The sequence below is a fragment of the Pseudoalteromonas sp. 0802 genome, assembly GCF_013350085.1.
Lineage (GTDB): Bacteria > Pseudomonadota > Gammaproteobacteria > Enterobacterales > Alteromonadaceae > Pseudoalteromonas.
The window spans coordinates 24193-49448 of record NZ_JABVXE010000019.1; the positions used below are offsets into that span (position 1 = coordinate 24193).

General features: G+C 41.3%; 25 protein-coding genes. 17 read left to right on the forward strand and 8 right to left on the reverse strand.

Going from position 1 to position 25256, the window contains the following annotated elements; all coding sequences use genetic code 11:
* Positions 1-4 precede the first annotated feature (4 nt).
* The 3 genes from yidD to rpmH all read right to left on the reverse strand — a co-directional run bounded on the left by yidD (position 5) and on the right by rpmH (position 970).
* A complete protein-coding gene (gene yidD, locus HUS61_RS18130) occupies positions 5-277 on the reverse strand; it encodes a membrane protein insertion efficiency factor YidD (protein WP_054563758.1) in 273 nt (90 codons plus the stop codon).
* A gap of 128 nt (positions 278-405) precedes the next feature.
* Positions 406-828 (reverse strand): ribonuclease P protein component, encoded by a 423-nt coding sequence (gene rnpA / locus HUS61_RS18135; RefSeq protein WP_058583673.1) that lies wholly within the window; start codon positions 826-828, stop codon positions 406-408.
* 7 nt (positions 829-835) lie between these two features.
* Positions 836-970, reverse strand: coding sequence for a 50S ribosomal protein L34 (gene rpmH / locus HUS61_RS18140; protein WP_008488847.1), 135 nt, complete (start codon positions 968-970; stop codon positions 836-838).
* 506 nt (positions 971-1476) lie between these two features.
* On the opposite strand from rpmH, the gene dnaA reads away from it, so the two are divergent.
* From dnaA to HUS61_RS18175, 7 genes are all read left to right on the forward strand, one after another.
* Positions 1477-2874, forward strand: coding sequence for a chromosomal replication initiator protein DnaA (gene dnaA / locus HUS61_RS18145; RefSeq protein WP_175083289.1), 1398 nt, complete (start codon positions 1477-1479; stop codon positions 2872-2874).
* A gap of 13 nt (positions 2875-2887) precedes the next feature.
* On the forward strand, positions 2888-3991 hold the full coding sequence (dnaN, locus tag HUS61_RS18150) for a DNA polymerase III subunit beta (protein WP_054563760.1): 1104 nt from the start codon (positions 2888-2890) through the stop codon (positions 3989-3991).
* Positions 3992-3997: 6 nt separating this feature from the next.
* A complete protein-coding gene (gene recF / locus HUS61_RS18155; protein ID WP_054563761.1) occupies positions 3998-5092 on the forward strand; it encodes a DNA replication/repair protein RecF in 1095 nt (364 codons plus the stop codon).
* A 12-nt stretch (positions 5093-5104) separates the two neighbouring features.
* The gene (gene gyrB / locus HUS61_RS18160; protein ID WP_175083290.1) at positions 5105-7531 is read left to right on the forward strand and encodes a DNA topoisomerase (ATP-hydrolyzing) subunit B; all 2427 of its coding nucleotides are present in this window, start codon (positions 5105-5107) and stop codon (positions 7529-7531) included.
* 141 nt (positions 7532-7672) lie between these two features.
* Positions 7673-8572 carry a glycine--tRNA ligase subunit alpha gene (gene glyQ, locus HUS61_RS18165; protein WP_054554789.1) on the forward strand — a complete coding sequence of 300 codons (900 nt, stop codon included), beginning with the start codon at positions 7673-7675 and terminating at the stop codon, positions 8570-8572.
* 8 nt (positions 8573-8580) lie between these two features.
* The gene (glyS, locus tag HUS61_RS18170; protein WP_175083291.1) at positions 8581-10650 is read left to right on the forward strand and encodes a glycine--tRNA ligase subunit beta; all 2070 of its coding nucleotides are present in this window, start codon (positions 8581-8583) and stop codon (positions 10648-10650) included.
* Between the two features lie 61 nt (positions 10651-10711).
* Positions 10712-11161 (forward strand): hypothetical protein, encoded by a 450-nt coding sequence (locus HUS61_RS18175; protein ID WP_175083292.1) that lies wholly within the window; start codon positions 10712-10714, stop codon positions 11159-11161.
* 213 nt (positions 11162-11374) lie between these two features.
* On the opposite strand, the gene HUS61_RS18180 is transcribed toward HUS61_RS18175, so the two are convergent.
* From HUS61_RS18180 to fadB, 4 genes are all read right to left on the reverse strand, one after another.
* Entirely contained in the window at positions 11375-11899 is a 525-nt protein-coding gene (locus HUS61_RS18180) for an REP-associated tyrosine transposase (protein WP_175083293.1), read from the reverse strand.
* Positions 11900-12034: 135 nt separating this feature from the next.
* Positions 12035-12274, reverse strand: coding sequence for a sulfurtransferase TusA (tusA, locus tag HUS61_RS18185; RefSeq protein ID WP_054554785.1), 240 nt, complete (start codon positions 12272-12274; stop codon positions 12035-12037).
* Positions 12275-12427: 153 nt separating this feature from the next.
* Positions 12428-13594 carry an acetyl-CoA C-acyltransferase FadA gene (gene fadA / locus HUS61_RS18190; RefSeq protein ID WP_054563765.1) on the reverse strand — a complete coding sequence of 389 codons (1167 nt, stop codon included), beginning with the start codon at positions 13592-13594 and terminating at the stop codon, positions 12428-12430.
* Between the two features lie 5 nt (positions 13595-13599).
* Entirely contained in the window at positions 13600-15759 is a 2160-nt protein-coding gene (gene fadB, locus HUS61_RS18195; RefSeq protein ID WP_175083294.1) for a fatty acid oxidation complex subunit alpha FadB, read from the reverse strand.
* 1252 nt (positions 15760-17011) lie between these two features.
* Here fadB and HUS61_RS21935 point away from each other — a divergent pair.
* From HUS61_RS21935 to HUS61_RS18240, 10 genes are all read left to right on the forward strand, one after another.
* Complete coding sequence (locus HUS61_RS21935; RefSeq protein ID WP_350338391.1) at positions 17012-17062, forward strand: KxYKxGKxW signal peptide domain-containing protein; 51 nt, start codon at positions 17012-17014, stop codon at positions 17060-17062.
* 74 nt (positions 17063-17136) lie between these two features.
* The gene (locus HUS61_RS21940) at positions 17137-17841 is read left to right on the forward strand and encodes a transglycosylase SLT domain-containing protein (RefSeq protein WP_353956870.1); all 705 of its coding nucleotides are present in this window, start codon (positions 17137-17139) and stop codon (positions 17839-17841) included.
* Between the two features lie 93 nt (positions 17842-17934).
* Entirely contained in the window at positions 17935-19257 is a 1323-nt protein-coding gene (gene pepQ, locus HUS61_RS18205) for a Xaa-Pro dipeptidase (RefSeq protein ID WP_175083296.1), read from the forward strand.
* Positions 19258-19314: 57 nt separating this feature from the next.
* Positions 19315-19932: a YigZ family protein gene (locus HUS61_RS18210; RefSeq protein ID WP_063529145.1), complete on the forward strand. Its 618-nt coding sequence runs from the start codon at positions 19315-19317 to the stop codon at positions 19930-19932.
* 95 nt (positions 19933-20027) lie between these two features.
* Positions 20028-21479 carry a TrkH family potassium uptake protein gene (locus HUS61_RS18215; protein WP_054563770.1) on the forward strand — a complete coding sequence of 484 codons (1452 nt, stop codon included), beginning with the start codon at positions 20028-20030 and terminating at the stop codon, positions 21477-21479.
* A gap of 38 nt (positions 21480-21517) precedes the next feature.
* Positions 21518-22174, forward strand: a complete 657-nt coding sequence (locus HUS61_RS18220; protein WP_175083297.1) for a flagellar brake protein — start codon at positions 21518-21520, stop codon at positions 22172-22174.
* Between the two features lie 468 nt (positions 22175-22642).
* The gene (locus tag HUS61_RS18225; RefSeq protein WP_054563772.1) at positions 22643-22852 is read left to right on the forward strand and encodes a calmodulin; all 210 of its coding nucleotides are present in this window, start codon (positions 22643-22645) and stop codon (positions 22850-22852) included.
* Positions 22853-22919: 67 nt separating this feature from the next.
* Positions 22920-23132: a calmodulin gene (locus HUS61_RS18230; RefSeq protein ID WP_054554776.1), complete on the forward strand. Its 213-nt coding sequence runs from the start codon at positions 22920-22922 to the stop codon at positions 23130-23132.
* 140 nt (positions 23133-23272) lie between these two features.
* Positions 23273-23488, forward strand: a complete 216-nt coding sequence (locus HUS61_RS18235) for a calmodulin (RefSeq protein WP_175083298.1) — start codon at positions 23273-23275, stop codon at positions 23486-23488.
* 86 nt (positions 23489-23574) lie between these two features.
* Positions 23575-23793, forward strand: coding sequence for an EF-hand domain-containing protein (locus HUS61_RS18240; protein WP_175083299.1), 219 nt, complete (start codon positions 23575-23577; stop codon positions 23791-23793).
* Positions 23794-23875: 82 nt separating this feature from the next.
* On the opposite strand, the gene trkA is transcribed toward HUS61_RS18240, so the two are convergent.
* A complete protein-coding gene (gene trkA / locus HUS61_RS18245; RefSeq protein ID WP_175083300.1) occupies positions 23876-25252 on the reverse strand; it encodes a Trk system potassium transporter TrkA in 1377 nt (458 codons plus the stop codon).
* Positions 25253-25256: the final 4 nt, after the last annotated feature.

Consider the following 25256-nt stretch of genomic DNA (forward strand, 5'->3'; position numbering starts at 1 on the left):
GCTCTTATTTCTCGTGTTGGTGGTTAATATGATTTTTTGCCGGTACGGGATCATCCCCACCAGCATGTAAAGGGTGGCATTTTAATATGCGTTTAACAGCTAACCAACTGCCTTTTACACTTCCATGCAAATTAATTGCTTGAATAGCGTAACTAGAGCAGGTTGGATTAAAACGACAATGCGGGCCTAATAGTGGACTTATCCATTTTTGATAGCCGCGTATTAGCATGACTAAACAGCGCTTTGGAATAGCAACAAGTGGTTTAAGTAACCTCATGATGTGTCTGCCCCTGCGTTAATTTAGTCAATGGATACCATGAATTTAAATTCCCATCGTAGAATTTTAAATGCATGATTAAAAGGTGAGCTAAAGATACCTTAATTAAGCCTGTAATTCTATTGCTATCAGGCTTGTTTATTAGATTTAGCTGATTTATTCGGGCGTTTTTTAAATGGTGGTGGTTTAGGTGCACCAGGCTTGCAGCGTTCGTTAATTTTTCGCCACAATTTATTTAGTTGCTTTGTTAGCTCTTCGTTTGACTGTTCATCGATACCACTTTTAACCATAAGCACAATATCAATGTTATCGAGTTTGTGCTGATTTAAACGGAAACTTTCGCGAGCAAGTCGTTTAATTCGATTACGTTGACAGGCTTTTTTAACGCGTTTTTTTGCGACCGTAAGACCTAATCGAGGATTAGTTTGGTCATTGCGTTTAGCTAATAGGGTAAAGAAAGGAGTCGCAGCGCGTGCTGGTTCATTAAAGATTCGAGAGTAATGCGAGGGAGTTAACAGACGTAACTCCCTGCTGAAGCTAAAGTCTTCCACTTATATATTAAGCAGAAAGAACTTTACGGCCTTTAGCACGACGACGAGCTAATACTTTACGGCCATTTGCTGTTGCCATACGAGCACGGAAACCGTGTGTACGTTTGCGTTTTAAAACGCTAGGTTGAAAAGTTCTTTTCATAACAATTCCATCCGATCGGTTAAGGTTAAAACATCCTATGCAGGTCGCGATCCTGGCACAGGTGCCATTGCGAGCGCGAGATATTATAGATGAAGACAACAAAAGTCAATCATTAAAACGCTGCAGAGGCCGTAATTATAAAGGATCCTTTTAACTGATCATATAGGATCATCATAAATAAGAAGTTTTCCACAGCCTCTGTATAAAAAGTGAATAAAAGCTTGGGAAAAGCCAATTCGATCGTAGAATTTGATCGCGATCTGGCTGCAAATTTGTTATGATCACTGTTCGAGCTTAAAAAATAATTTTCTTAAAAATCAGTGTTTTATTCTTTTATGTTGCTGAGATCATATTTTTCATAAAAATCAATCTTGTACTTGTGGATAAAGTACCTTCATAATAGTCGGTCTGGGCCAAGAAAGTTGGTCAAAGATTAGCAATAAATGTTTGATTTTCCATCATTAAAGATGAACGGGAATAAAAATTAAATCTCTGGGAGTTTAACTGTGTATCTGTCGGTTTGGCAAAGTTGTTTATATGTATTGCAAGATGAATTGCCTTCACAGCAATTCAGTATGTGGGTAAGACCACTTCAAGCAGAAAGTACCGAAGATACGTTGACTATATATGCACCTAACCGTTTTGTTTTGGATTGGGTGAGAGAAAAGTATTTAAACCGTATTAATGAACTACTCGTTGAAATTTGTGGTGATGAAGCACCTGAATTACGTTTTGATGTTGGTAGTAAACCTATTTTAAATGCCCAAGTGGCATCAGCACCGGCTGCAGCAGAAACAAGCGCGCCTGTTACCCAACAGACTGCCGAAAAACAACAGCCAAAACCTGAAAAAGCAGCGGTCGAACCTGCACCAAAATCAGGCTATAAATCAAACATTAAAGAAAATTACACCTTTGATAGCTTTGTTGAAGGTAAATCAAACCAATTAGCAAAAGCTGCAGCGACTCAAGTTGCAGATAACCCAGGTTCAGCATTTAACCCTGTATTTATATACGGTGGTACTGGCTTAGGTAAAACTCACTTATTACACGCTGTTGGTAACGGTATTATGGCTAATAAGCCAGACGCGAAAATTGTTTATATGCACTCAGAGAGATTTGTGCAAGACATGGTTAAAGCGCTACAAAATAATGCCATAGAAGAATTTAAACGTTATTACCGAAGTGTTGATGCATTGATGATCGATGACATTCAATTTTTCGCTAATAAAGAACGCTCACAAGAAGAGTTCTTTCATACCTTCAATGCTTTACTTGAAGGAAATCAACAAATTATCTTAACTTCAGACCGCTATCCTAAAGAGATAGAAGGGGTTGAAGATCGCCTTAAATCACGTTTTGGTTGGGGCTTAACAATTGCTATTGAGCCACCAGAACTTGAAACGCGCGTTGCTATTTTGATGAAAAAAGCGCAGCAAAGTAAAATCAATTTACCTCACGAAGTTGCCTTTTTTATCGCTAAAAAGTTGCGTTCAAATGTGCGGGAATTAGAAGGGGCGTTAAACCGCGTTATTGCTAATGCAAACTTTACTGGTCGTCCGATTTCAATCGACTTTGTAAAAGAAGCGCTACGTGACTTACTTGCGCTGCAAGATAAATTGGTAACGATAGATAATATTCAACGCACTGTTGCTGAGTATTACCGTATTCGTGTATCAGATTTACTCTCTAAACGCCGTAGCCGTTCAGTAGCAAGACCACGTCAAGTGGCCATGGCATTATCAAAAGAACTTACAAATCACAGTTTACCTGAGATTGGTGACGCCTTTGGTGGTCGTGATCACACAACTGTATTACACGCTTGTCGTAAAGTTAAATCACTACGTGACGAAAGCCACGAAGTGAAAGAAGATTATCAAAACTTAATAAGAACCTTGTCATCTTAAGGCCGACTTTATTATGCAAATAACAATATCAAGAGAGCAATTTTTAAAACCTTTGGTTCAAGTGTCTGGTGCGATTGAGCGTAAGCACACCTTACCGATTTTATCGAACGTACTGTTAGTTGTTGAAAACGGGCAACTTTCGATGACGGGTACTGATCTTGAAATTGAGTTAGTGGCGAGTGTGTTTGTCGGTGAAGATACCACAGATACGCAACTCACTTTACCAGCTAAAAAGTTACTCGATATTTGTAAAAGTTTACCTGATGGCTCAGACCTTACGTTAAGTAGCCAAGATCATCAGTTACTACTAACAAGTGGTAAAAGCCGTTTTTCTTTAACTACGCTGGCCGCTGAAGATTTTCCGAATCTTGAGCAGTGGGATGGTGAAGTTGAATTTCAACTAACGCGTTTAGAATTGCGTAAACTTTTAGAAAGCACGCACTTTTCTATGGCGAATCAAGATGTACGTTATTACTTAAACGGTATGTCATTTGAAGTTGATAACGCAGATATTAAAACAGTGGCTACAGATGGCCACCGTTTGGCAATTGCACAAAAGCAATTACCACAGTCTTTAAATACACAGCGTCAGTTAATTATTCCACGTAAAGGTGTGCAAGAAATTATGCGCCTAATGGTGGCTGATGATGAGCTAGTAACCATTCAATTTGGTGCTAACCATATTCGTATTATTGATACTGAGTTTACATTTACTAGTAAACTAGTTGATGGTCGTTTCCCTGATTATCGTCGAGTATTGCCACGTGGTGGTGATAAAGTGATTACTGCTAACCGTGAATGGTTGCGCAGTGCTTTCCAACGTGTGTCTATTTTATCGAATGAAAAATTCCGTGGTGTACGTTTAAACTTGTCTGAAGGTTTATTAAAAATTACAGCAAACAACCCTGAGCAAGAACAAGCTGAAGAGGTGGTTGAAGTAATGTACCAAGGCGGCGAACTTGAAATTGGCTTTAACGTTTCTTATGTACTTGATGTACTTAATACATTAAAAACAGAAGATGTAACCTTTACGCTTGCAGACTCTAATAGCAGTGCGCTAATTGAAGGTGCAGGTGACGAAGAAGCTATGTACGTTGTAATGCCGATGCGCCTATAAGCTTATATGAGTTTAAGTCATTTAAGCCTCAATAATTTTCGGAATATTGAGGCGCTGACACTTGAGCCGGTTAATGGCATAAACATTATCTATGGCGAAAATGGCAGCGGAAAAACCAGTCTCCTTGAGGCGATATATTTCCTTTCTCACGGTAAATCATTTCGTACCGCCAAACATAAAAATATCATTCAGCATCAACAAGACAAGTTTGTGATTCATGGTCGCAAAGCGCTGCATGATTTGTCTATTCCGATTGGTATAAGCAAAAACCAAGCGGGTGAAACGTCTTTAAAGATTCAGGGAAAAACGAGCCGTAAAATCTCTGAATTAGCTCAGCTAGTGCCGGTGCAAGTGATTACTCCAGAAAGCTATTCATTGTTTTTTGGTGGCCCAAAAGAGCGTAGAAAATTTCTCGATTTAGGATTGTTCCACGTGGAACATGACTTTTTTTATCTGTGGCAGTCTTTTAATAAAGTACTGAAACAACGTAATGCTTTATTAAAAAGTAAACCTAGAGATTATTTCGAGCAGATCAAGTTTTGGGATAAAGAATTTGTTAGACTAGCTGAACAAATAAATAATCTAAGAATCGCGTATATAAGTAGGTTTAAGCAGCAGTTTTTTGATAAAATGTGTGCAGAATTAACGCTTGTAAGCGATTTAGAAATTAACTTTCATGCGGGCTGGAAAGAGAGTGAAACGCTCTCAGAGGCGCTTGAGCAAAGCTTTGAACGTGATGCCAAACAAGGTTTCACAAGTAAAGGTCCGCATAAAGCTGATTTTAGTTTTAGTGTTTCTGGTAACAGTGTAGAAAATACCTTTTCACGCGGTCAATTGAAGCTCTTGCTTTATGCGTTAAAAGTAACGCAAAATAGCTTAATTGAGTCAGAAACAGATAAGCAATCTATATTGCTAATAGATGACTTACCTTCAGAACTAGGTGAAGATACAAAAGAAAAAGTGGGTCAACTTTTGACTCATTGCGATTCGCAACTTTTTATCTCATCAATTTTATCTGAAAGTATTTCTGCTGTGGTGGAACCCATGCAACGAGAACTAAAAATGTTCCACGTGAAACATGGCAACCTAATAACAAGATAAGTGGGATTAACCATGTCTGAGAATTACGATTCGTCGAGTATTAAAGTACTTAAAGGATTAGACGCAGTAAGAAAGCGTCCAGGAATGTATATAGGGGACACCGATGACGGTACAGGCCTTCACCATATGGTGTTTGAGGTTGTTGATAACTCTATCGATGAAGCCTTAGCTGGTCATTGTGATGATATTTTTGTAACGATTCACTTAGACGGTTCAGTCTCTGTAAGAGATAACGGTCGTGGTATTCCTACATCTATTCACGAAGAAGAAGGTGTTTCTGCGGCTGAAGTTATCATGACGGTACTTCATGCTGGTGGTAAGTTCGATGATAACTCATATAAAGTATCTGGTGGCTTACACGGTGTAGGTGTTTCGGTAGTAAATGCACTATCTGAAAAGCTGCAACTGACCATTCGTCGTGAAGGCAAAATTCACCAACAAACATATACTATGGGTGTACCAGATGCGCCATTAGCTATAATTGGTGACGCAACAGACACAGGTACTGAATTACGTTTCTGGCCAAGTGGTGAAACATTCAGTGACCTTAACTTCCACTACGATATCTTAGCAAAACGTTTGCGTGAGCTTTCGTTCTTAAACTCTGGTGTAAGTATCATTCTTACTGATGAGCGTGAAGAATCTAAGAATGACCACTTCAAATATGACGGTGGTATCCAAGCATTCGTAGAATATCTAAACCGTAACAAAACACCTGTACATAAAAGTGTTTTCCACTTTACCCATGAGCGTGAAGAAGACGGTATTAGTGTAGAAGTTTCAATGCAGTGGAACGATGGTTTCCAAGAAAGCATTTACTGTTTCACAAACAACATTCCACAACGTGATGGTGGTACGCACTTAGCTGGCTTTAGAGCTGCATTAACGCGTACGCTAAATAACTACATGGAAAAAGAAGGCTTTAACAAAAAAGCGAAAACAACAAGCAATGCGACGGGTGATGATGCTCGTGAAGGCTTAACTGCGGTTGTAAGTGTTAAAGTACCTGATCCTAAGTTCTCATCACAAACTAAAGACAAACTAGTATCAAGTGAAGTTAAGTCTGCTGTAGAACAAGCAATGGCAGAAAAATTAACAGAGTTCTTATTAGAAAACCCTGTTGATGCTAAAACAGTTGTTGGCAAAATTATTGATGCAGCACGAGCTCGTGAAGCAGCACGTAAAGCACGTGAAATGACACGCCGTAAAGGTGCAATGGATTTAGCTGGCTTACCAGGTAAATTGGCAGACTGCCAAGAAAAAGATCCGGCACTTTCTGAACTATACATAGTGGAGGGTGACTCTGCAGGTGGTTCAGCTAAGCAGGGTCGTAACCGTAAAAACCAAGCAATTTTGCCACTTAAAGGTAAGATTCTTAACGTAGAAAAAGCACGCTTTGATAAGATGCTTTCTTCTCAAGAAGTAGCAACTCTAATCACTGCATTAGGCTGTGGTATTGGTCGTGATGAATATGACCCAGAAAAGCTACGTTATCATCGTATCATTATCATGACCGATGCGGACGTGGATGGTTCTCACATTCGTACCTTACTACTGACTTTCTTCTACCGTCAAATGCCAGAGATTGTAGAAAAAGGCTTTATCTATATTGCGCAACCACCACTTTATAAAGTGAAAAAAGGTAAGCAAGAACGCTACATTAAAGATGATCCAGCGCTTGTTGATTACTTAACATCATTAGCATTAAATAATGCTGCACTTTATACAAGCGAAGGTTCATCTGCACTTGAAGGTGAAGAGCTAGAAAGAATCGTTCACGACTATCAAAATACAGTTAAAGTGATTGAGCGCTTAAAACGTAAATATCCAAACTCGGTTATGGAACGTTTAATCTATCAAAGCGAAATTACCGAAGCTGATTTAGTAGATGAAGCAAAAGTTAAAGAGTGGACTAACACGCTAGTTGACGACTTAATTGCACGTGATGAAGATGCAACTATCTTCCATGCGGGCACTGAGCACGATACTGAGCGCAACATGTATTATCCTGTTGTGAATATTCGTCAGCATGGTGTGGATAAAGCACATGTACTAAACCATGACTTCATCACATCGCGTGACTACAAACGCATTGCAGCGACAGGCGTAAACATTGCTAACTTACTTGAAGAAGGGGCATATGTTCAACGCGGTGAGAAAACTCTTGCTGTTGATAACTTTGTGGATGCATTAGAGTGGTTAATCAATGAATCGAAACGTGGCCTTTATATTCAACGCTATAAAGGACTTGGTGAGATGAACCCTGATCAGCTTTGGGAAACCACTATGGACCCAGATGCTCGTCGTATGTTGAAAGTAACAATTGAAGATGCAGTAGCTGCAGACCAATTGTTTGCGACTCTAATGGGTGACCAAGTTGAGCCGCGTCGTGACTTCATCGAAACGAATGCGCTACGTGTAGTTAACCTAGACGTATAACGCTAAATTAAGAATTAAAAAGGAGCCTACAGGCTCCTTTTTTTATTGCTGAAAAAGCACAAACTGCTTAAAACCTTACTGCACACAAGGTATACTGAGAGCAATTTTCAGACTAAACGCACCAGATACTATAAGCCAAATATGCAAAAATATGACGTTAAAACCTTTCAAGGTTTGATCCTGGCTTTACAGGACTATTGGGCACAGCAAGGCTGTGTGATTGCTCAACCACTTGATATGGAAGTGGGAGCAGGGACATTTCATCCGTTAACTTTCTTAAAGTCGATTGGCCCAGAGCCAATGTCGAGCGCGTATGTTCAACCATGCCGCCGTCCAACTGATGGTCGTTATGGTGAAAACCCGAACCGTTTACAGCATTACTACCAATTCCAAGTAGTATTAAAGCCATCACCAGAAAACATCCAGGAGCTTTATTTAGGCTCTTTAGCTGCTGTTGGTATTGATACACTAACTGATGAAGTTCGCTTCGTAGAAGACAATTGGGAGTCGCCTACATTAGGTGCATGGGGTTTGGGTTGGGAGATCTGGTTAAACGGCATGGAAGTAACTCAGTTCACTTACTTCCAGCAAGTAGGTGGCTTAGAGTGCTCACCAGTAACCGGTGAAATCACTTATGGTCTTGAGCGTTTAGCAATGTATATTCAGGGCGTAGATAGTATCTATGACCTAGTATGGGCAGACGGCCCTATGGGTCGTGTGACATACGGTGATGTATTCCATCAAAACGAAGTAGAGCAGTCAGCTTATAACTTCGAACAAGCGGATGTTGAGTTCTTATTTGCACAGTTCGATCACTGTGAAAAAGAAAGCGAAAAGCTAATTGAAGCAGGCCTACCATTACCAGCTTATGAGCAAGTAATGAAAGCATCACATGCGTTTAACTTATTAGACGCTCGTCACGCTATCTCAGTAACAGAACGTCAACGTTATATCTTACGTGTTCGTGCTTTATCTAAAGCATGTGCGCAAAGTTACTATGATGCCCGTGAAGCTCTTGGTTTCCCGCTTTGTAAGGATTAAGAATTAGCATGTCAGCAGAAAATTTATTAGTAGAAATTGGCACAGAAGAGTTGCCACCGAAAGCACTTCGTAAACTTGCTGAGTCGTTTGCTGAGAACTTAGCAACTGAGCTTGCAAGCTTAGAATTAAATCACCAAGGCGTTAACTGGTACGCATCACCACGTCGTTTAGGTTTGCGTGTTACTGCACTTGAGGCTAAGCAAAGTGACAAGGTTGTAGAAAAGCGTGGTCCTGCAGTTGCAGCTGCTTTTGATGCCGATGGTAATCCAACAAAAGCAGCAATGGGTTGGGCTCGTGGTTGTGGTATCGATGTAAGTGATGCACAAACACTTGAGACAGATAAAGGCGCTTGGTTATTACATAAAGCACAGGTTGAAGGTCAAGCAACTACATCGCTTATGAGTGATGCAGTAAACAAAGCACTTGCTAAATTACCTATCCCTAAACCAATGCGCTGGGGTGCAAATAAAACACAATTTATTCGCCCTGTGCACACAGCGACTATCTTATTTGGTAGCACGTTGATCGAAGGCGAAATCCTTGGTAAGCAAGTTGGCAACCAATTACAAGGTCACCGTTTCCATCATCCAGAAAAAGTAACAATCAACCACGCTGATGATGTGTTTGATGTTCTTAAATCTGCTTACGTTGTCGCTGACTTCGAAGCGCGTAAAGCACAAATTCGCGAACAGATTGAAGCAGCAGCTAGCGCTGTAAATGCTAAAGTAGCAATGGATGAAGACTTACTTGAAGAAGTAACATCCTTGGTTGAATGGCCAGTAACGCTGACAGCAACATTCGAAGAAGCATTCTTAGATGTTCCTTCAGAAGCGCTTATCTATACCATGAAGGACGACCAAAAGTACTTCCCGCTATTAGACCAAGATGGCAACTTACTTAACAAGTTCCTATTTGTTTCTAATATCGAAAGTAAAGATCCAAGCGTGGTAATTGCTGGTAACGAAAAAGTTGTTCGTCCTCGTTTAGCGGATGCACAGTTCTTCTACGAAACAGATAAGAAGAAAACGCTAGAGAGTCGCTTAGAGTCTCTAGATACTGTTTTATTCCAAAAGCAACTTGGTACGTTGAAAGACAAATCTGAGCGTATTAGTGAACTTGCAGGTTACATTGCTGAGCAATTAGGTGCTGATGCAGAGCTTGCTAAGCGAGCAGGTTTATTAAGTAAAACAGACTTAATGACCGAAATGGTCATGGAGTTTACCGACGTACAAGGTGTAATGGGTATGCATTACGCTCGTCACGACGGTGAAGCTGAAGAAGTTGCACTCGCGCAAAACGAACAATATATGCCTCGCTTCGCGGGTGATAACTTACCAACAAATGTGATCAGCTGTGCGGTAGCTATTGCTGATAAGTTTGATACGCTGGTGGGTATTTTTGGTATTGGTCAAGCGCCAAAAGGCGACAAAGACCCATTTGCACTTCGCCGTGCAGCAATTGGTGCATTACGCATCATGGTTGAAAAATCATTACCGCTAGATATCTTAGACCTTGTTGCTAAATCACAAACGCTATTCGGTGAAAAGCTAACAAACCTGAACGTATCAATAGATGTATTTGAGTTTATGCTAGGTCGTTTCCGCGCATGGTATCAAGATGAAGGTATTGAAGTTGATGTCATTCAAGCCGTACTAGCACGTCGCCCAACTAAACCAGTTGATTTCGACCGCCGTGTTAAAGCAGTAAGTCACTTCCGTACATTAGACGCAGCAGAAGCGCTTGCAGCAGCAAATAAACGTGTAAGCAATATCTTGGCTAAGAATGACATCACAACACAAGGTGATGTGAATGAGAGCCTATTAAGCGATGACGCAGAAAAAGTATTAGCGTCACACGTTGCTAAGTTTGCAACTGAGCTTGCACCTTTATATGCAAATGGCGATTACCAAGAGGCATTATCACAACTTGCGGGTATCCGTGAGAGTGTTGATAACTTCTTCGATAACGTCATGGTAATGGCCGATGACGAAGCGGTTAAACAAAATCGTTTAGCATTGTTAAGCCAACTAAGCCGTCTGTTTTTAGATATTGCTGATATTTCTGTACTTCAGAAGTAAGCAGTAGCCAATTAATAAAAGCCAGCTCAGTGCTGGCTTTTTTGTAGCAAAAGGAACAGTAATGAAACGTGTAATTACTTTAGCATTAGCAGGCTTATTAACAGCCTGTTCTAGCCAAATGCAAATGCCAAGCATCGACGATATTCTGCCAAGCAAAGAGCTTGACCGTACTATGTATTTACGTGGTGATTTTACCTTGTGGGATGCCGAGCCGCAGTATCAATTAGAGCAAGTTGCCCCGGGCATATTTCAAACCGACGTTAAGTTTTCAACACCAGGTAAGGTTTATGAATTCAAAGTAGCGGATGCTGATTTTAGCGAAGGCTATAACTGTGGTTACAGTGATATGTACCCAGCAGGGCAATCATTAGTGCTAGGCCAAGCCGCCAATGCAGACTGTAATACCATCTACAATTATTTCAGCTTTAAACCCGCTGCAAAAGGTGTGTATGTAGTGAGCTTTAATTACCGCAATAGTAATCAACCAAAAGTGACAGTAACTCGAAAGTAAAGCTCTGCGCTGGTAGGTTGGGTAGAGCGGAGCGAAACCCAACGCATACACTCACCTTGAAGATTAGCTGCGGTATCTAACTCTGCAGCGGATTAGCTATCGGGAATGTTCGATATATCGCAGAAGAAAAGTATCTACAACATGTTGGGTTTCGTTGCTCTCAACCCAACACACTGGTTAGGCTAGCGTTAGAACAAAGCGCCAGCCTTCTCATCAATCTTCATAAAGATTAAGTGCGATATCAAACTCATCACCTGACAAATTAAAAGCAGGTGACTCACTCAACTTCCTATAAGACGAAAATGGCCAGTCTTCAATTTGATTCACATATTTATGTTTCACAGGGTTGAAGTAAATATAATTAATATGGTTCATTAGGTCTTGCTCGTCCTTTATATAATGCTCCCAATACCGTCTCTGCCAAATACCTCGTTCACATTTCTGAATACGGCTAGGCGATTTATGCTCGCAATTATTTAGCTGTCTAGAAAAATTAGACTTAATTAACCGCCACCGTTTTGCATAATCACAATCCCCAGCGGGTAGTTGCCAAATAGCGTGTAAGTGATCTGGAAGAATGACAATGGCAAGCGTTGTAAAAGGGTGTGACTTAAACACACTTTTATAAGCTGAGCGTAGCTGAGTGATGTTTGAAGTTAAAAGTGCTGAGTTTCTTTGCGCAATCGCTAGAGTAAAGAAATAGGTGCCCCCGGGGATTAATATTCTTCTGTATCGCATACATTCATCCTTGAATGTTAAATGATAAGAATAGCTTAATTTCGATTAAAAGTTGAATTTCACGAACTTTAATTTGTTGCCATCAACTTGCAGTTACGTTGGGTTTCGCTTCGCTCTACCCAACCTACAAGCTCGTTATAACCCTTTCTTCACCAAGTATCGATACGGTGCTTGTTCTACATCTTTAGCCACGAGAGTGTGATCCATAAAAGTACAAAAACTTGGGATATCGCGGGTGGTTGATGGGTCGTCGGCGATAATAAGTAAGGTTTCGCCATCTTTCATTTTACGTACTGCGCCACGTACCATCATAACAGGTTCTGGACAACGAAGGCCAAGTGCATCTAATTGGTGATCGGGATTATCAAAACTCATGGCTGACCTTTTAGGTGAAAGAGACGATTATTAAGCGGCTATTTTAACTTTCTATTGCCGCCAGTTTCAATAAGCGAAAGCAAAGCAAATAAAAAAGGCGCACTGAGCAAATCAGTGCGCCTTTTTATCACCAAGATGTTTGGTGTGAGCTCGTTATTCTACGCGCTCAAATACAGTTGCAATACCTTGGCCTAAACCAATACACATAGTTGCTAGACCGTATTTAGCGTTCTTGTCTTCCATTAGGTGAACAAGCGTTGTGCTAATACGTGAACCAGAACAACCAAGTGGGTGACCAAGTGCAATTGCACCACCATTTAGGTTAACTTTCTCATCTACCACATCCATCAGACCTAGGTCTTTTAACACTGGTAGAGATTGTGCTGCGAATGCTTCGTTAAGCTCTGCAACATCGATATCGTCAATAGTGATACCTGCTTGTTGAAGTGCTTTTTGCGAAGCTGGAACTGGGCCGTAACCCATGATTGATGGATCGCAACCTGCAACAGCCATTGATTTAATACGCGCACGAATTGGTAAACCAAGTTCTTTTGCTTTCTCTTCGCTCATTACAAGCATTGCTGACGCGCCGTCAGACAGTGCAGAAGAAGTACCTGCCGTTACGCTACCTGATGCTGGATTGAATACAGGGCGTAGTTGCGATAAGCCTTCAACAGTTGTCTCTGGGCGGATTACTTCATCGTCTTCAACTAAGATTAAAGAACCATCTGCATCGTGACCTTCCATTGGCAGGATTTCACGACGGAAGCGACCTTCAACAGTTGCTGCGTGTGCACGTTGGTGTGAACGGTAAGCAAATTCGTCTTGTTGCTCGCGGCTAATGCCGTGCAGCGTAGCAAGGTATTCTGCAGTTAAACCCATTACGCCAGCAGCTTGTGCTACAGACGTTGATAAACCAGGGTGAAAATCATTACCGTGAGTCATAGGTACGTGACCCATGTGTTCAACACCACCAATGATGTAGGTATCACCAGCGCCAGTCATAATAGCGCGTGCTGCATCGTGTAATGCTTGCATTGATGAACCACATAAACGGTTAACAGTAACAGCTGGTACTGAGTGAGGGATACCGGCTAGTAGTGATGCGTTACGAGCAATGTTAAAACCTTGCTCTAAAGTTTGTTGTACACAGCCCCAGTAAATATCATCAATTGATGCTGGATCAACGGCTGGGTTACGGTCTAACAAACCTTTCATTAAGTGAGCACTTAAATCTTCCGCACGCTTGTTTTTGAATACGCCGTTCTTTGAACGACCCATTGGTGTGCGGATACAATCTACGATTACTGGATTATTCATGTTTCTTATCCTTCCACCTTATAGAATACACGGCCTTCTTCGGCCCACTTGCGAGTTTCATCTGATACTTGGTAAATCGCACCTAAGTGAGCGTATTTGTCTGCTGTCGCAACAAAGTTCGCTAAACCAGTTTGATCTAAGTAACGGAATGCACCGCCTCTAAATGGAGGGAAACCAATGCCGTAAATTAGCGCCATGTCAGCTTCTTGTGGTGACGCTACGATACCTTCTTGTAAACAAAGTAGTACTTCGTTGATCATCGGGATCATACAACGGTCAATGATTTCTTGCTTGTCGAAATCTTTAGGTGCATCAGTGATAGCACTTAGTAACTCTGTTGCTGTTGCATCTTTTGCTTTTTTCAGGCGACCACGACGGTCTGGCGCGTATTGGTAGAAACCTGCACCATTTTTCTGACCAAAGCGTTTTTCGTTTGCAAATACAGTAACTGGGTCTTTATCTTGGCGAGCCATACGCTCAGGGAAACCGTCAGCCATTACACCAGTACAGTGGTAAGCTGTATCGATACCTACAACATCAAGAAGATATGCAGGCCCCATAGGCCAACCAAATACATTTTCCATCACTTTATCAACTTTAGTGAAGTCAGCACCTTCAACAACAAGTTTGCTGAAACCTGCAAAGTAAGGGAATAGTACGCGGTTTACAAAGAAACCAGGACAGTCGTTTACAACGATTGGTGATTTACCAAGTTTTAATGCGTAATCAACAACCGCATTAATAGTAGCTTCTGATGTTTTTTCACCACGAATGATTTCTACTAATGGCATTTTTGGCACTGGGTTAAAGAAGTGCATACCACAGAAGTTTTCTGGTTTTTCAAGTGCCGATGCTAACTCGTCAATACGAATTGTTGAGGTATTTGAAGTTAGGATAGTGCCCGCTGGTAAGTCTTTTTCAAGGCCCGCAAGAACAGCTTGCTTCACTTTAGGGTTTTCAACCACAGCTTCAACAACGATGTCTGCGCTTTGTAGGTCCGCATCGTTTAGTGTTGGTTTGATCTTGCCTAAGGTAGCAACCATCTTATCCATCGCCATATGGCCACGTTGTACTTTTTTGCCAAGTAGCTTAGATGCTTCACCCATACCTAAACCAAGAGCATCTTGGTTGATGTCTTTCATGATAATAGGTGTGCCTTTATAAGCAGACTGATATGCAATACCGCCGCCCATAATACCTGCGCCTAATACAGCTGCTTGTTTGATCTCAAGTTCACTGTGTTTAGCTTGCTTCTTCGCTTTACCTTTAATGTATTGGTCAGCTAAGAAAATACCTGTTTGTGCAGCAGCTTCGCTTGTTGCTGCTAATTTAGCAAAGTTAGCGTTTTCAATCGCCATTGCTTCAGCGCGTTCACAGTTTGCTGCAGCTTTGATTGTTTTTACAGCCATAACAGGTGCTGGGTAGTGACCTTTTGTCTGACCCATTACCATGCCTTCAGCCATCGCAAAACTCATACCTTGCTCAACACGGTTCATTTTCAGTGGCTGTAATTTTACTTGTCGTTTTGCTTGCCAATCTAGCTTGCCAGCAATTGCTTGCTCAAGTGTTGCAATACTTGACTCTAAAAGTTTGTCAGCACTAACTACTGCGTCAAAAGCACCTACTTTTAAGGCATCAGCAGCGCGGTTTTCTTTACCTGTAGTGATCCATGTCATCGCATTATCAGCGCCAATAAGGCGTGGAAGGCGAACTGTACCACCAAAACCAGGCATGATGCCTAGTTTAACTTCAGGTAGGCCAATTTTAGCGTTAGAGCTAGCAACGCGGTAATCGGTAGCGAGTGCCCACTCACATCCACCGCCAAGCGCCATGCCGTTTACAGCACTTAGCGTTGGGAAAGGTAAATCTTCAATTGCATCAAAAACGTCAGTTGCATTTTTGATCCATGCAACAAGTTCTTCTTGAGGTTTAGTGAAGGTAGGTAAAAATTCGAAAATGTCGGCACCGATAATGAAATGATCTTTATCGCTGGTGAACACCATGCCTTTGATATCTGAGTTTGTTGCCAATTCTTTTAATGCTAAAGCGCAATCTTGCAAGGTTTGCTGCGAAAGTTTATTTACTGAGCCGTCTGCACAGAACTTAAACTCGGCGATGTTGTCCTTGATGAAAGCAACTTCAAATGAATCGCTTTTATATAACATTATTATTCTCCCTAGTTTATTAACTAAGACTGGTACGATGAGTTTGCATTTCAATCAGTGTGCTTGCTTTAAAATGAAAATGCAACGAAAAATTTACTGCGCTTTATCGCGATTGGTTAAAATATAGCTGGTTTGGTGCTAAGGTGTAGGAGAAGTTTTTTGTTATTAATTCTTTAATTTTTGTTAAAGGTCATCATGAAAAAACAACTCCTTGGTTGGACAGCTGCCGCATTACTTTTTCCTTTTTTTGTAGCTGAAGCCAACGATAAACATGACGCTTTTTTAAAAGCAGAAAAAAAGGCGCGTTACGGTGATTATCAAGACATGAAAGAGGCGGCAAGTGGGCTTGATCACCCTTTGAAACCTTATGTCGAAAAGGCTTATTGGCAACGTAATCCGAGCCTTAAACACCAGACAGAAATCGAAAACTACCTCAATGTTTACCAAAACACGCCACTAGAGTGGCCTGTACGTAAGGCATGGCTTAATTACTTAAAAAAGTACAACAAAAAAGCGGCTTATATTCGTAACTATCGCGAAACAAGCAATAACGAATTGACCTGTCCTTATTTAAGTTTTCAATTGGACTTAGGTGCGCCTGAAAAAGCCATCATGAATCAAGTGACTGATTTATGGGTGGTAGGAAAATCACAACCAAAAGAGTGCGATAAGTTGTTCTCTCTTTGGAAGAAAAAAGGTTACCAGACCGAAGAGCGGGTTTGGCAGCGCATTAGCTTGGCTGCCGAAGGGGGCTCATCAAGTTTAATTCCATACTTAAAAACATTACTGCCTCGTGCTGACCAATATTTAGCTGATTTATATTTAAAGGTACGCAAAGATCCGAGTGCTTCAGCGGGCCTTTATCGCTACAAGAAAAAATCTGCTAAAGAAGGGCAGATTGCGATTTATGGAGTTAAGCGCCTAGTATGGCGAGATAAAGACCTTGCACTGCGTGCCTGGGAAAAGCTCGAAACCATGTTCGATTACACAGACGAGCAAAAAGCGGATGTTTACTACAGTTTTGCCTTGTCGCTTGCTTCAAGTGGCCACCAGCAAGCGCGCTTTTGGTTAAATAAAGTGCCTAAAGACCGTCAAACTAGAAAGTTAATGCAATGGCAACTTGGCAATATGTTAGAGAGACAAGATTGGTCTGGCATTGTGGCGTTTTTTACAGGCAAAGAAAACCTGAGCCTAGGTCAACAATATTGGTTAGCATATAGCTTAAACCAACGTGGTGAAGTCGAACGTGCTCGTGAAATCTGGCAAACAGTGGCTAAAGAGCGTGATTATTACGGCTTTTTAGCATCTGCACGCTTAGGTATTCCGGTTAGCTTAAATAACAAAGAGATAAATATTAGTAATAAGCTAAAGCTTGAAGTGGCGAATGCTCCAGGCTTTAAGCGAGCTCGTGCTTTATATGAGCTTGAGCGCTTTACATCTGCGCGTCGTGAGTGGAATTATTTAACGGATACATCAACCAAAGAAGAAAAGCTTGCTGCGTCATTACTTGCAGCTGAACTTGATTGGTACGACAGTACTATCTATACCTTAGCGCAGTTAAAAGAGTGGGACTATGTCGACTTACGCTTCCCATTTGCGTTCAAAGATGTATTTGCAACATATAGCAGTCGCAGCCATATTGATGTTGCTTGGAGCATTGCAATTTCACGCCGTGAAAGTTCTTTTGCGCCCGATGCGCGTTCTCATGCCAATGCCCATGGTTTAATGCAGTTGTTGCCAAGTACTGCTAAATATATGAATAAGAGTTCAGTGTCGCGTAAGCAGTTATACCAGCCTCGTACTAATATTCGTCTTGGTAGTGAGTATTTGCAGTATTTGAAAAAGAAAAATCATGGCAACGAAATCCTGGCAACGGCCTCGTATAATGCAGGCTATCATCGTATTAAACGCTGGATCCCAGAGCAAGCTATGCCAGCTGAGCTGTGGATTGAGTTAATTCCTTATACAGAAACACGAAACTACGTTAAGAATGTATTTGCTTACAGACAGGTTTATCACACTCGATTAGGACGCGATGGCAATGTTCTAGCGCCAATTCTTGATATGTCGATGGGTGGTTAAACTCGATTTGTCACACTATCCTCCCTCAGTTGGGGGATAGTGCTGGCTATGATAGACTGCTAACAAGTTAAATTTACTAAAGATGGGTTTACTATGGATAAATTAGCGGTGTTATACGCCGAACATATTGCAACCTTGCAACAACGCACTCGAACAATTACAGAGCGTGAAGGTTTAGAAGGGTTAGTAATTCACTCAGGTCAGGCTAAACGTCAATTTTTAGATGACATGTATTATCCGTTTAAGGTGAATCCGCAATTTAAAGCTTGGTTACCAGTGATCGACAACCCACATTGTTGGATTGTGGTTGATGGTGCATCTAAGCCGAAACTGATTTTTTATCGTCCAGTGGACTTTTGGCATAAAGTACCTGACGAACCACGTGATTTTTGGGCTGAGTATTTTGATATTGAATTATTAGTACAGCCAGATCAGGTAGAAAAGCTGCTTCCTTATGATAAAGCTAAATATGCTTATATCGGTGAATACCTAGAAGTAGCGCAAGCGCTGGGCTTTAGCATTATGAATCCAGAGCCAGTTATGAACTACCTTCATTTTCATCGTGCTTATAAAACGCAGTATGAGCTTGAGTGTTTACGCCAAGCTAACCGTATCGCGGTAGATGGGCACAAAGCAGCACGTGATACGTTTTTTGCTGGTGGTTCAGAGTTTGATATTCAGCAAGCTTACCTTATGGCTACCCGCCAGAGTGAAAACGAGATGCCTTACGGTAATATCGTTGCACTAAATGAGAACTGTGCAATTTTGCATTACACGCATTTTGAACCTAAAGCGCCGCAAACGCATCACTCTTTCCTTATTGACGCAGGTGCAAACTTTAATGGTTATGCTGCTGATATCACACGTACTTATGACTTTAAAAAGTCAGGTGAGTTTAGCGACTTAATTAAAGTAATGACTGAGCATCAAATCGCTTTAGGTAAAGCATTAAAGCCTGGCTTGTTATACGGTGAATTGCATTTAGATTGTCACCAGCGTGTAGCGCAAGTACTAAGCGACTTTAATATTGTGAAGTTACCAGCCGCTGAAATTGTTGAGCGTGGTATTACGTCGACGTTCTTCCCGCATGGTCTTGGTCATCATCTTGGTTTACAAGTTCACGATATGGGTGGCTTTATGGCTGATGATACAGGTGCGCACCAAGCACCACCTGAAGGTCATCCGTTCCTACGTTGCACTCGTTTAATCGAAAAGAACCAAGTATTTACTATTGAACCTGGTTTATACTTTATCGACTCGTTATTAGGTGACCTTGCGCAAACTGACAACAAACAGTTTATTAACTGGGAAAAAGTTGAAGAGCTTAAGCCGTTTGGCGGTATCCGTATTGAAGATAATATTATCGTTCATGAAGATAGCCTAGAAAACATGACTCGTGATCTACACTTAGATTAACGATAAAGGTTAGTGAATGTCGGGGCCAATAGGCCCCATTTTTTTAGATAAGCAATTATGTCTGAATACCAATATCCGGCTGAGCCGGTTTTTTACCAAGAAGAAATCAAAAAAAGCACCTTTATTGTGCATATTGCCCACACCCCAGATCTTGCGTCAGCAAAAGCCTTTATCAAAGAAATTCAAGATAAATACAGCGATGCTCGTCATAATTGCTGGGCACATGTTGCGGGTAACCCCGGTGGTAGTCATGTGTATGGCTTTTCTGATGATGGTGAGCCTAATGGCACAGCAGGTAAGCCAATGCTTAATGTATTAACAGGCTCTGGTATTGGTGAAATTACAGCGGTGGTAACCCGTTATTTCGGGGGCATCAAGCTTGGTACAGGTGGGCTAGTTCGCGCTTACGGCGGTAGTTTAAATAATGCCATGCGAGAGCTTAAAACCATTACCAAGGTACCGAGTGTTGAACTAGTTGGTCAAAGCGATTACAGCGTACAAGGTGCAATTGAGCAGTTATTAAAAAATCAGTATCAGGTGCTTAATATCGAAAAACAATTTGCAGAGAACATCACATGGCAAATTGAAATCGATAGCCGTCAGGCAGAGCAAGCGATTGATGATATCCATGAATTGACTCATGGCGAAGTTAGCCTAAAAGTCAGAAAAGTTTGAAATGTAAAAATAATACATTCCGTTTACTTACAATTAAGGCTGTAAGACAATAAACTGTATTAGCTAAACATTTAATAAGAAAGCGATACGCCTAGATGCAATTTCGTACCATAATAAAAATTCTCGGCCAGCTGGTGGCGTTATTTAGTATCACTATGGTGCCACCGGCACTGGTGTCTTTGATCTACAAAGACGGTGGTGGTGTGCCATTCGTTCTCGCTTTTATCTTTAGTGTTGTGATTGGTTTAGCGGCTTATTATCCAAACCGTCATGAGCATGGTGATCTTAAAGCCCGTGAAGGCTTCTTGATTGTAGTCTTGTTCTGGTTGGTACTAGGTACCTTCGCTGCGGTGCCTTTAGTGTTCTTACAAGAGCCTAATCTTTCCTTAGCTGACTCCGTATTTGAGGCCTTTTCTGGGCTGACAACAACAGGGGCTACCGTACTTACGGGCATAGAATACCTACCTAAATCAGTCCTCTTTTATCGCCAGCAACTGCAATGGCTAGGTGGTATGGGGATCATCGTACTCGCAGTCGCGGTACTGCCTATGCTAGGGGTCGGTGGTATGCAGCTATACCGTGCAGAAACACCTGGTCCGGTTAAAGACTCAAAAATGACACCGCGTATTGCCGATACCGCAAAGCATCTTTGGTATATCTATGTATCGCTGACGATAGCCTGTACGCTTGCGTATTGGGCTGCAGGAATGGATTGGTTTGATGCAATCTGTCATGCGTTCTCTACGATTGCGATTGGTGGCTTCTCTACTTACGACGCATCAATGGGGCAGTTTGACAGCCCATTAATTAACTTTATTTGTGTCGTGTTTTTGCTGATCGCAGCCATTAACTTCTCGCTGCACTATGCGGCGGTAGCTTCGCGCAACATTCGTGTTTATTTACGTGACCCTGAATTCAAAGTGTTCTTATTGATTCAATTAGCATTGGTCATTGTCTGCTTTACTGTGCTGTCATCAAATAATATTTATGCTGATGGTGATGAGACTCTCGATCAAGCTATGTTCCAAGCGGTATCAATGAGTACTACCGCGGGCTTTGCGACAGACAACTTCTCAGCATGGCCACTGTTCTTACCTATTTTACTTATTTTCTCAAGTTTTATTGGCGGCTGTGCCGGCTCTACCGGTGGTGGTATGAAGGTCGTGCGGGTGTTCTTACTTTACTTACAAGGTATTCGTGAGCTCAATCGTCTTGTGCATCCAAGGGCTATTTATTCAATTAAATTAGGCCGAAAAGCACTTCCAGATAAAGTTGTAGAAGCTGTTTGGGGCTTCTTCTCTGCGTATGCTTTGGTGTTTGTCATTATCATGTTGGCGCTGATGGGCACCGGCATGGATAACATCAGTGCATTCTCAGCAACAGCTGCTTGCTTAAATAACTTAGGCCCAGGTTTAGGTGAAGTCGCTGCTCATTACGGAGCGATTTCTGATACGGCAAAATGGCTACTTACTATTGCGATGGTATTTGGTCGTTTAGAAATATTCACCCTGTTAGTGTTGTTTACGCCAACCTTCTGGCGGGGCTAACCATAGTAAGGTGATTATCTAGAAGTGGAGGCATTACTGTGCCAAAAACTCAAAAACAACGTAATCTTGAAAAGCTAACCTGTATCCCAGCGGGTAGCTTGGTGGATGTTGAAATTACTACACCAACCGACAGTAAACGCGTAAAAACAGAGTTTATTGGTTTGATGAATGATCAGTACATCATTATCAATTACCCATCAGCAAAGCGTTTAGCAAATGGAAGTGATTTCATCAAAGATGGGGTGATGGTCGTTATACGCGCGGTACTTGAAGCGGGTGGTGGGCAAGTAATTGCTTTTCGTCAGCAAATAAGCGCCTTGGCATCCCATCCTCACCGTTTAATTTTTCTCGAGTTTCCTCAGCAAGTGCAGCTTTATAGTTTGCGTAGTGAAGCACGTATTCCTACGTTATTCCCTGCAAACTTAGTCATTGCAGAGCAAAAACTGGCAGGGCTTATTAAAGATATTTCACTCACAGGCGTGCAGTTTGATCTTAATAGCAAGGATGACTTAAGCGCTTTTAAAGGGCAAAGCTGCCAAATCACACTTAGTAAACGTGAGCTTAATGGCACAGTATGTAGCGTGCGCAAAAGAGCAGGCGGTTTTATGTTCGGTGTACAGCTTGATACGAGTGAAGATGAAATGAAAGCGTTTATGAAAGAGCACTTAATTGACCTTTCTGTGTTGGATAACTAATACCAATTCGCCATTTTGCAACAAAATGGCTATTTCCTCCGGTTTAACCCTATAAATATTAAAATTAACTTATAAATAAATTTAAATAACCAATTAAATCAATGTGTTATTAATTAAATTAATTTCGATTTTTTTCTTCAAGTTTTGTTGTTCAGATAGAGTTTATTTTCAAATTTCTAATTTTTCTGTTTTCTAATCCGAGTTAATCGCTATTGTCTCCATTTTAATCTTTGTAAGTTATTGATTTTAAAAGAAGCGTAAAACCAACCACCGAGCTTGTTGCAAAACAGCAACAAATAAATCGCGTTATTTACCCCTAATTCTCGCTATTTTAATTTAATGCACTGATTTTATTGTTCTTTTTAACTTTGGCATCGAAGTTGAAATAGTCTTAGCGAACACAGAGAAAAACTGATTCAGGAACATATCCTTTATCACAGTTGAGACAACATTGAAGGAATAGTGATTATGAAAACGTTACACAAAACTTTAGCACTTGTAGCTCTTGCAACTTCATCAGCAGCGTTTGCCGCTGACTTTGACACACTGGATGTTAATGGCGATGGCGCTATCAGCAAAAGCGAAGCATCAGTAAGCGAAACGTTAATGAGCCAATTTAAAGAGCTTGATACAGACGGCAACGGTGAGCTGTCTAAACAAGAGTACTCAAAAGCTTAATTTCATTGTAAGGACACACTGAAAAGGACTTCTAACTCAAGACAACACATTTTGAAGGAATGGCATTATGAACACAGTAAATAAAACACTAGCACTTATGGCACTTGTATCTTCATCAGCAGCATTTGCGATGAGTGATTTCGATACTCTAGATGTTGATGGCAATGGTGTTATCAGCCAAAGCGAAGCATCGGTAGATGCAGAGCTAATGAGCAAATTCAGTGAATTAGACACTGACGGTAACGGTGAGTTATCGAAACAAGAATTTTCAAAAGCTTAATGTGATTAAGCAAAACCAGTTTATTTAGCTGATTAGTTCTGAGCTGCCAAAGACAGCCTAAATGGATAAGGGAATCCATGACAAAGGACAACACTGGAAGTGTGATCAGCTAACACTCTTAAAATTGAAGGAATATGATTATGAAAACAGTAAGCAAAACATTAGCTTTAATCGCACTTGCATCTTCTTCAGCAGCTTTTGCAGCAACTGATTTTGACACCTTAGACGTAGACGGTAACGGCGTGGTTAGCAAAAGTGAAGCAGCCGTTGACGCAAAAATTATGTCGCAGTTTAAAACATTAGACGTGAATGGCGACGGCGTTCTTACAGAAGCTGAGTTCTCTGAAGCCGAATAACTGAATTAATAAGTAGTTATACCAATTTCCACTAAACAGGGATCTCAGAAACGGATTTCACTCTTTTCAAATTTAAGGTAGTTATTATGAAACAGTTAAGCACAACAATCGCAATTTTAGCACTAGCAACGTCATCTGCAGCCTTTGCACAAGGCGTAAACTTTGCAACATTCGATACTGACGGTGATGGTGTGATCAGCAAAGAAGAAGCGTCTGCAAATATGCAGCTTGAAAAGTTATTTCCAGAGCTAGATAGTGATGGTAATGGCGAACTTTCAAAAGAAGAGTTCGCTCAAATTCAATAGAATCTTTTAGAAAAGTTAGGTACTTTCACTTCAAGAGTCGTAAAGCAGCTGTCATGGCTGCTTTTTTCGTTTATAAGCTTTTTTACAAGAAGATAGCACTTACTTGGAACAGCTTTTCAACAACTGTAATGTGCTTTTTATCAATCAAGAACATGATTACATGGTCACCCGACTGAATAACCGTATCGTCATGGGCAATCAGTACATCATCGTTACGCACAATTGCACCAATGGTTGTTCCAGCTGGTAGTTTGATATCAGCAATTGCTCGGCCAACAACTTTAGAGGTATGCTCATCACCATGAGCGACAGCCTCAATGGCTTCTGCTGCGCCCTTACGTAACGAATAAACATTAACAATGTCACCACGGCGAACGTGTGTTAACAGCGCCGAGATAGTGGCTTGCTGAGGTGAAATAGCAATATCAATCTCACCACCTTGAACTAGGTCTACATAAGCGCCACGCTGAATAAGCACCATGGTTTTTTGTGCGCCCATACGCTTTGCCAGCATCGCAGACATAATGTTTGCTTCATCGTCGTTAGTTACTGCGATGAACACATCCACTTGTTCAATATGTTCTTCAGATAACAGCTCTTGATCAGAGGCATCGCCACAGAACACTACGGTGTTATCAAGCATTTCAGAGAGCTGTGCTGCGCGCTCTTTATTGCGCTCAAGCAGTTTCACACTGTGGTTTTTCTCAAGTGAACGCGCAAGGCCCGCACCAATATTACCACCACCAGCAATCATGATCTTTTTGTATGAACGTTCGAGTTTTTGCAGCTCATTCATGACTGCTCGAATATGCTTTGTTGCAGCGATAAAGAACACTTCATCGTCCGCTTCGATAACGGTTGTGCCAAGTGGTTTAATCGCTTTACCTTGACGATAAATAGCCGCTACCCGGGTTTCGACATTCGGGATGTGCTCTTTCAAGGCTGAAAGTGCATAACCCACCAGCAAACCACCGTAATAGGCTTTCACCGCAACCAGCGATAACATGCCATCGGCAAATTGTAATACCTGTAAAGCACCCGGATAGTCGATTAAGCGACGAATATACTTAGTTACCAGCGCTTCAGGAGCAATGTAGTGATCAACAGGTAAGTCGTCATTATGAAATAGCTTTTCACGGTACTTTAAGTATTGCTCTGAGCGAATACGGGCAATTTTGGTTGGTGTGTTAAAAATACTATAAGCAACTTGGCAAGCAACCATGTTCACTTCATCTGAACTGGTTACGGCAATAATCATATCGGCGTCTTCTGCGCCTGCGCGACGCAATACATCGGGATGCGCACTGTGGCCATTAACACCTTGTAAGTCGTACTTATCTTGTAGCTCTCGCAAACGGTTGCCGTCGATATCGACAACGGTGATCTCATTTTGCTCACCTACGAGGTTTTCTGCCAGTGTGCCACCAACTTGTCCGGCACCGAGTATGATTATTTTCATAGCG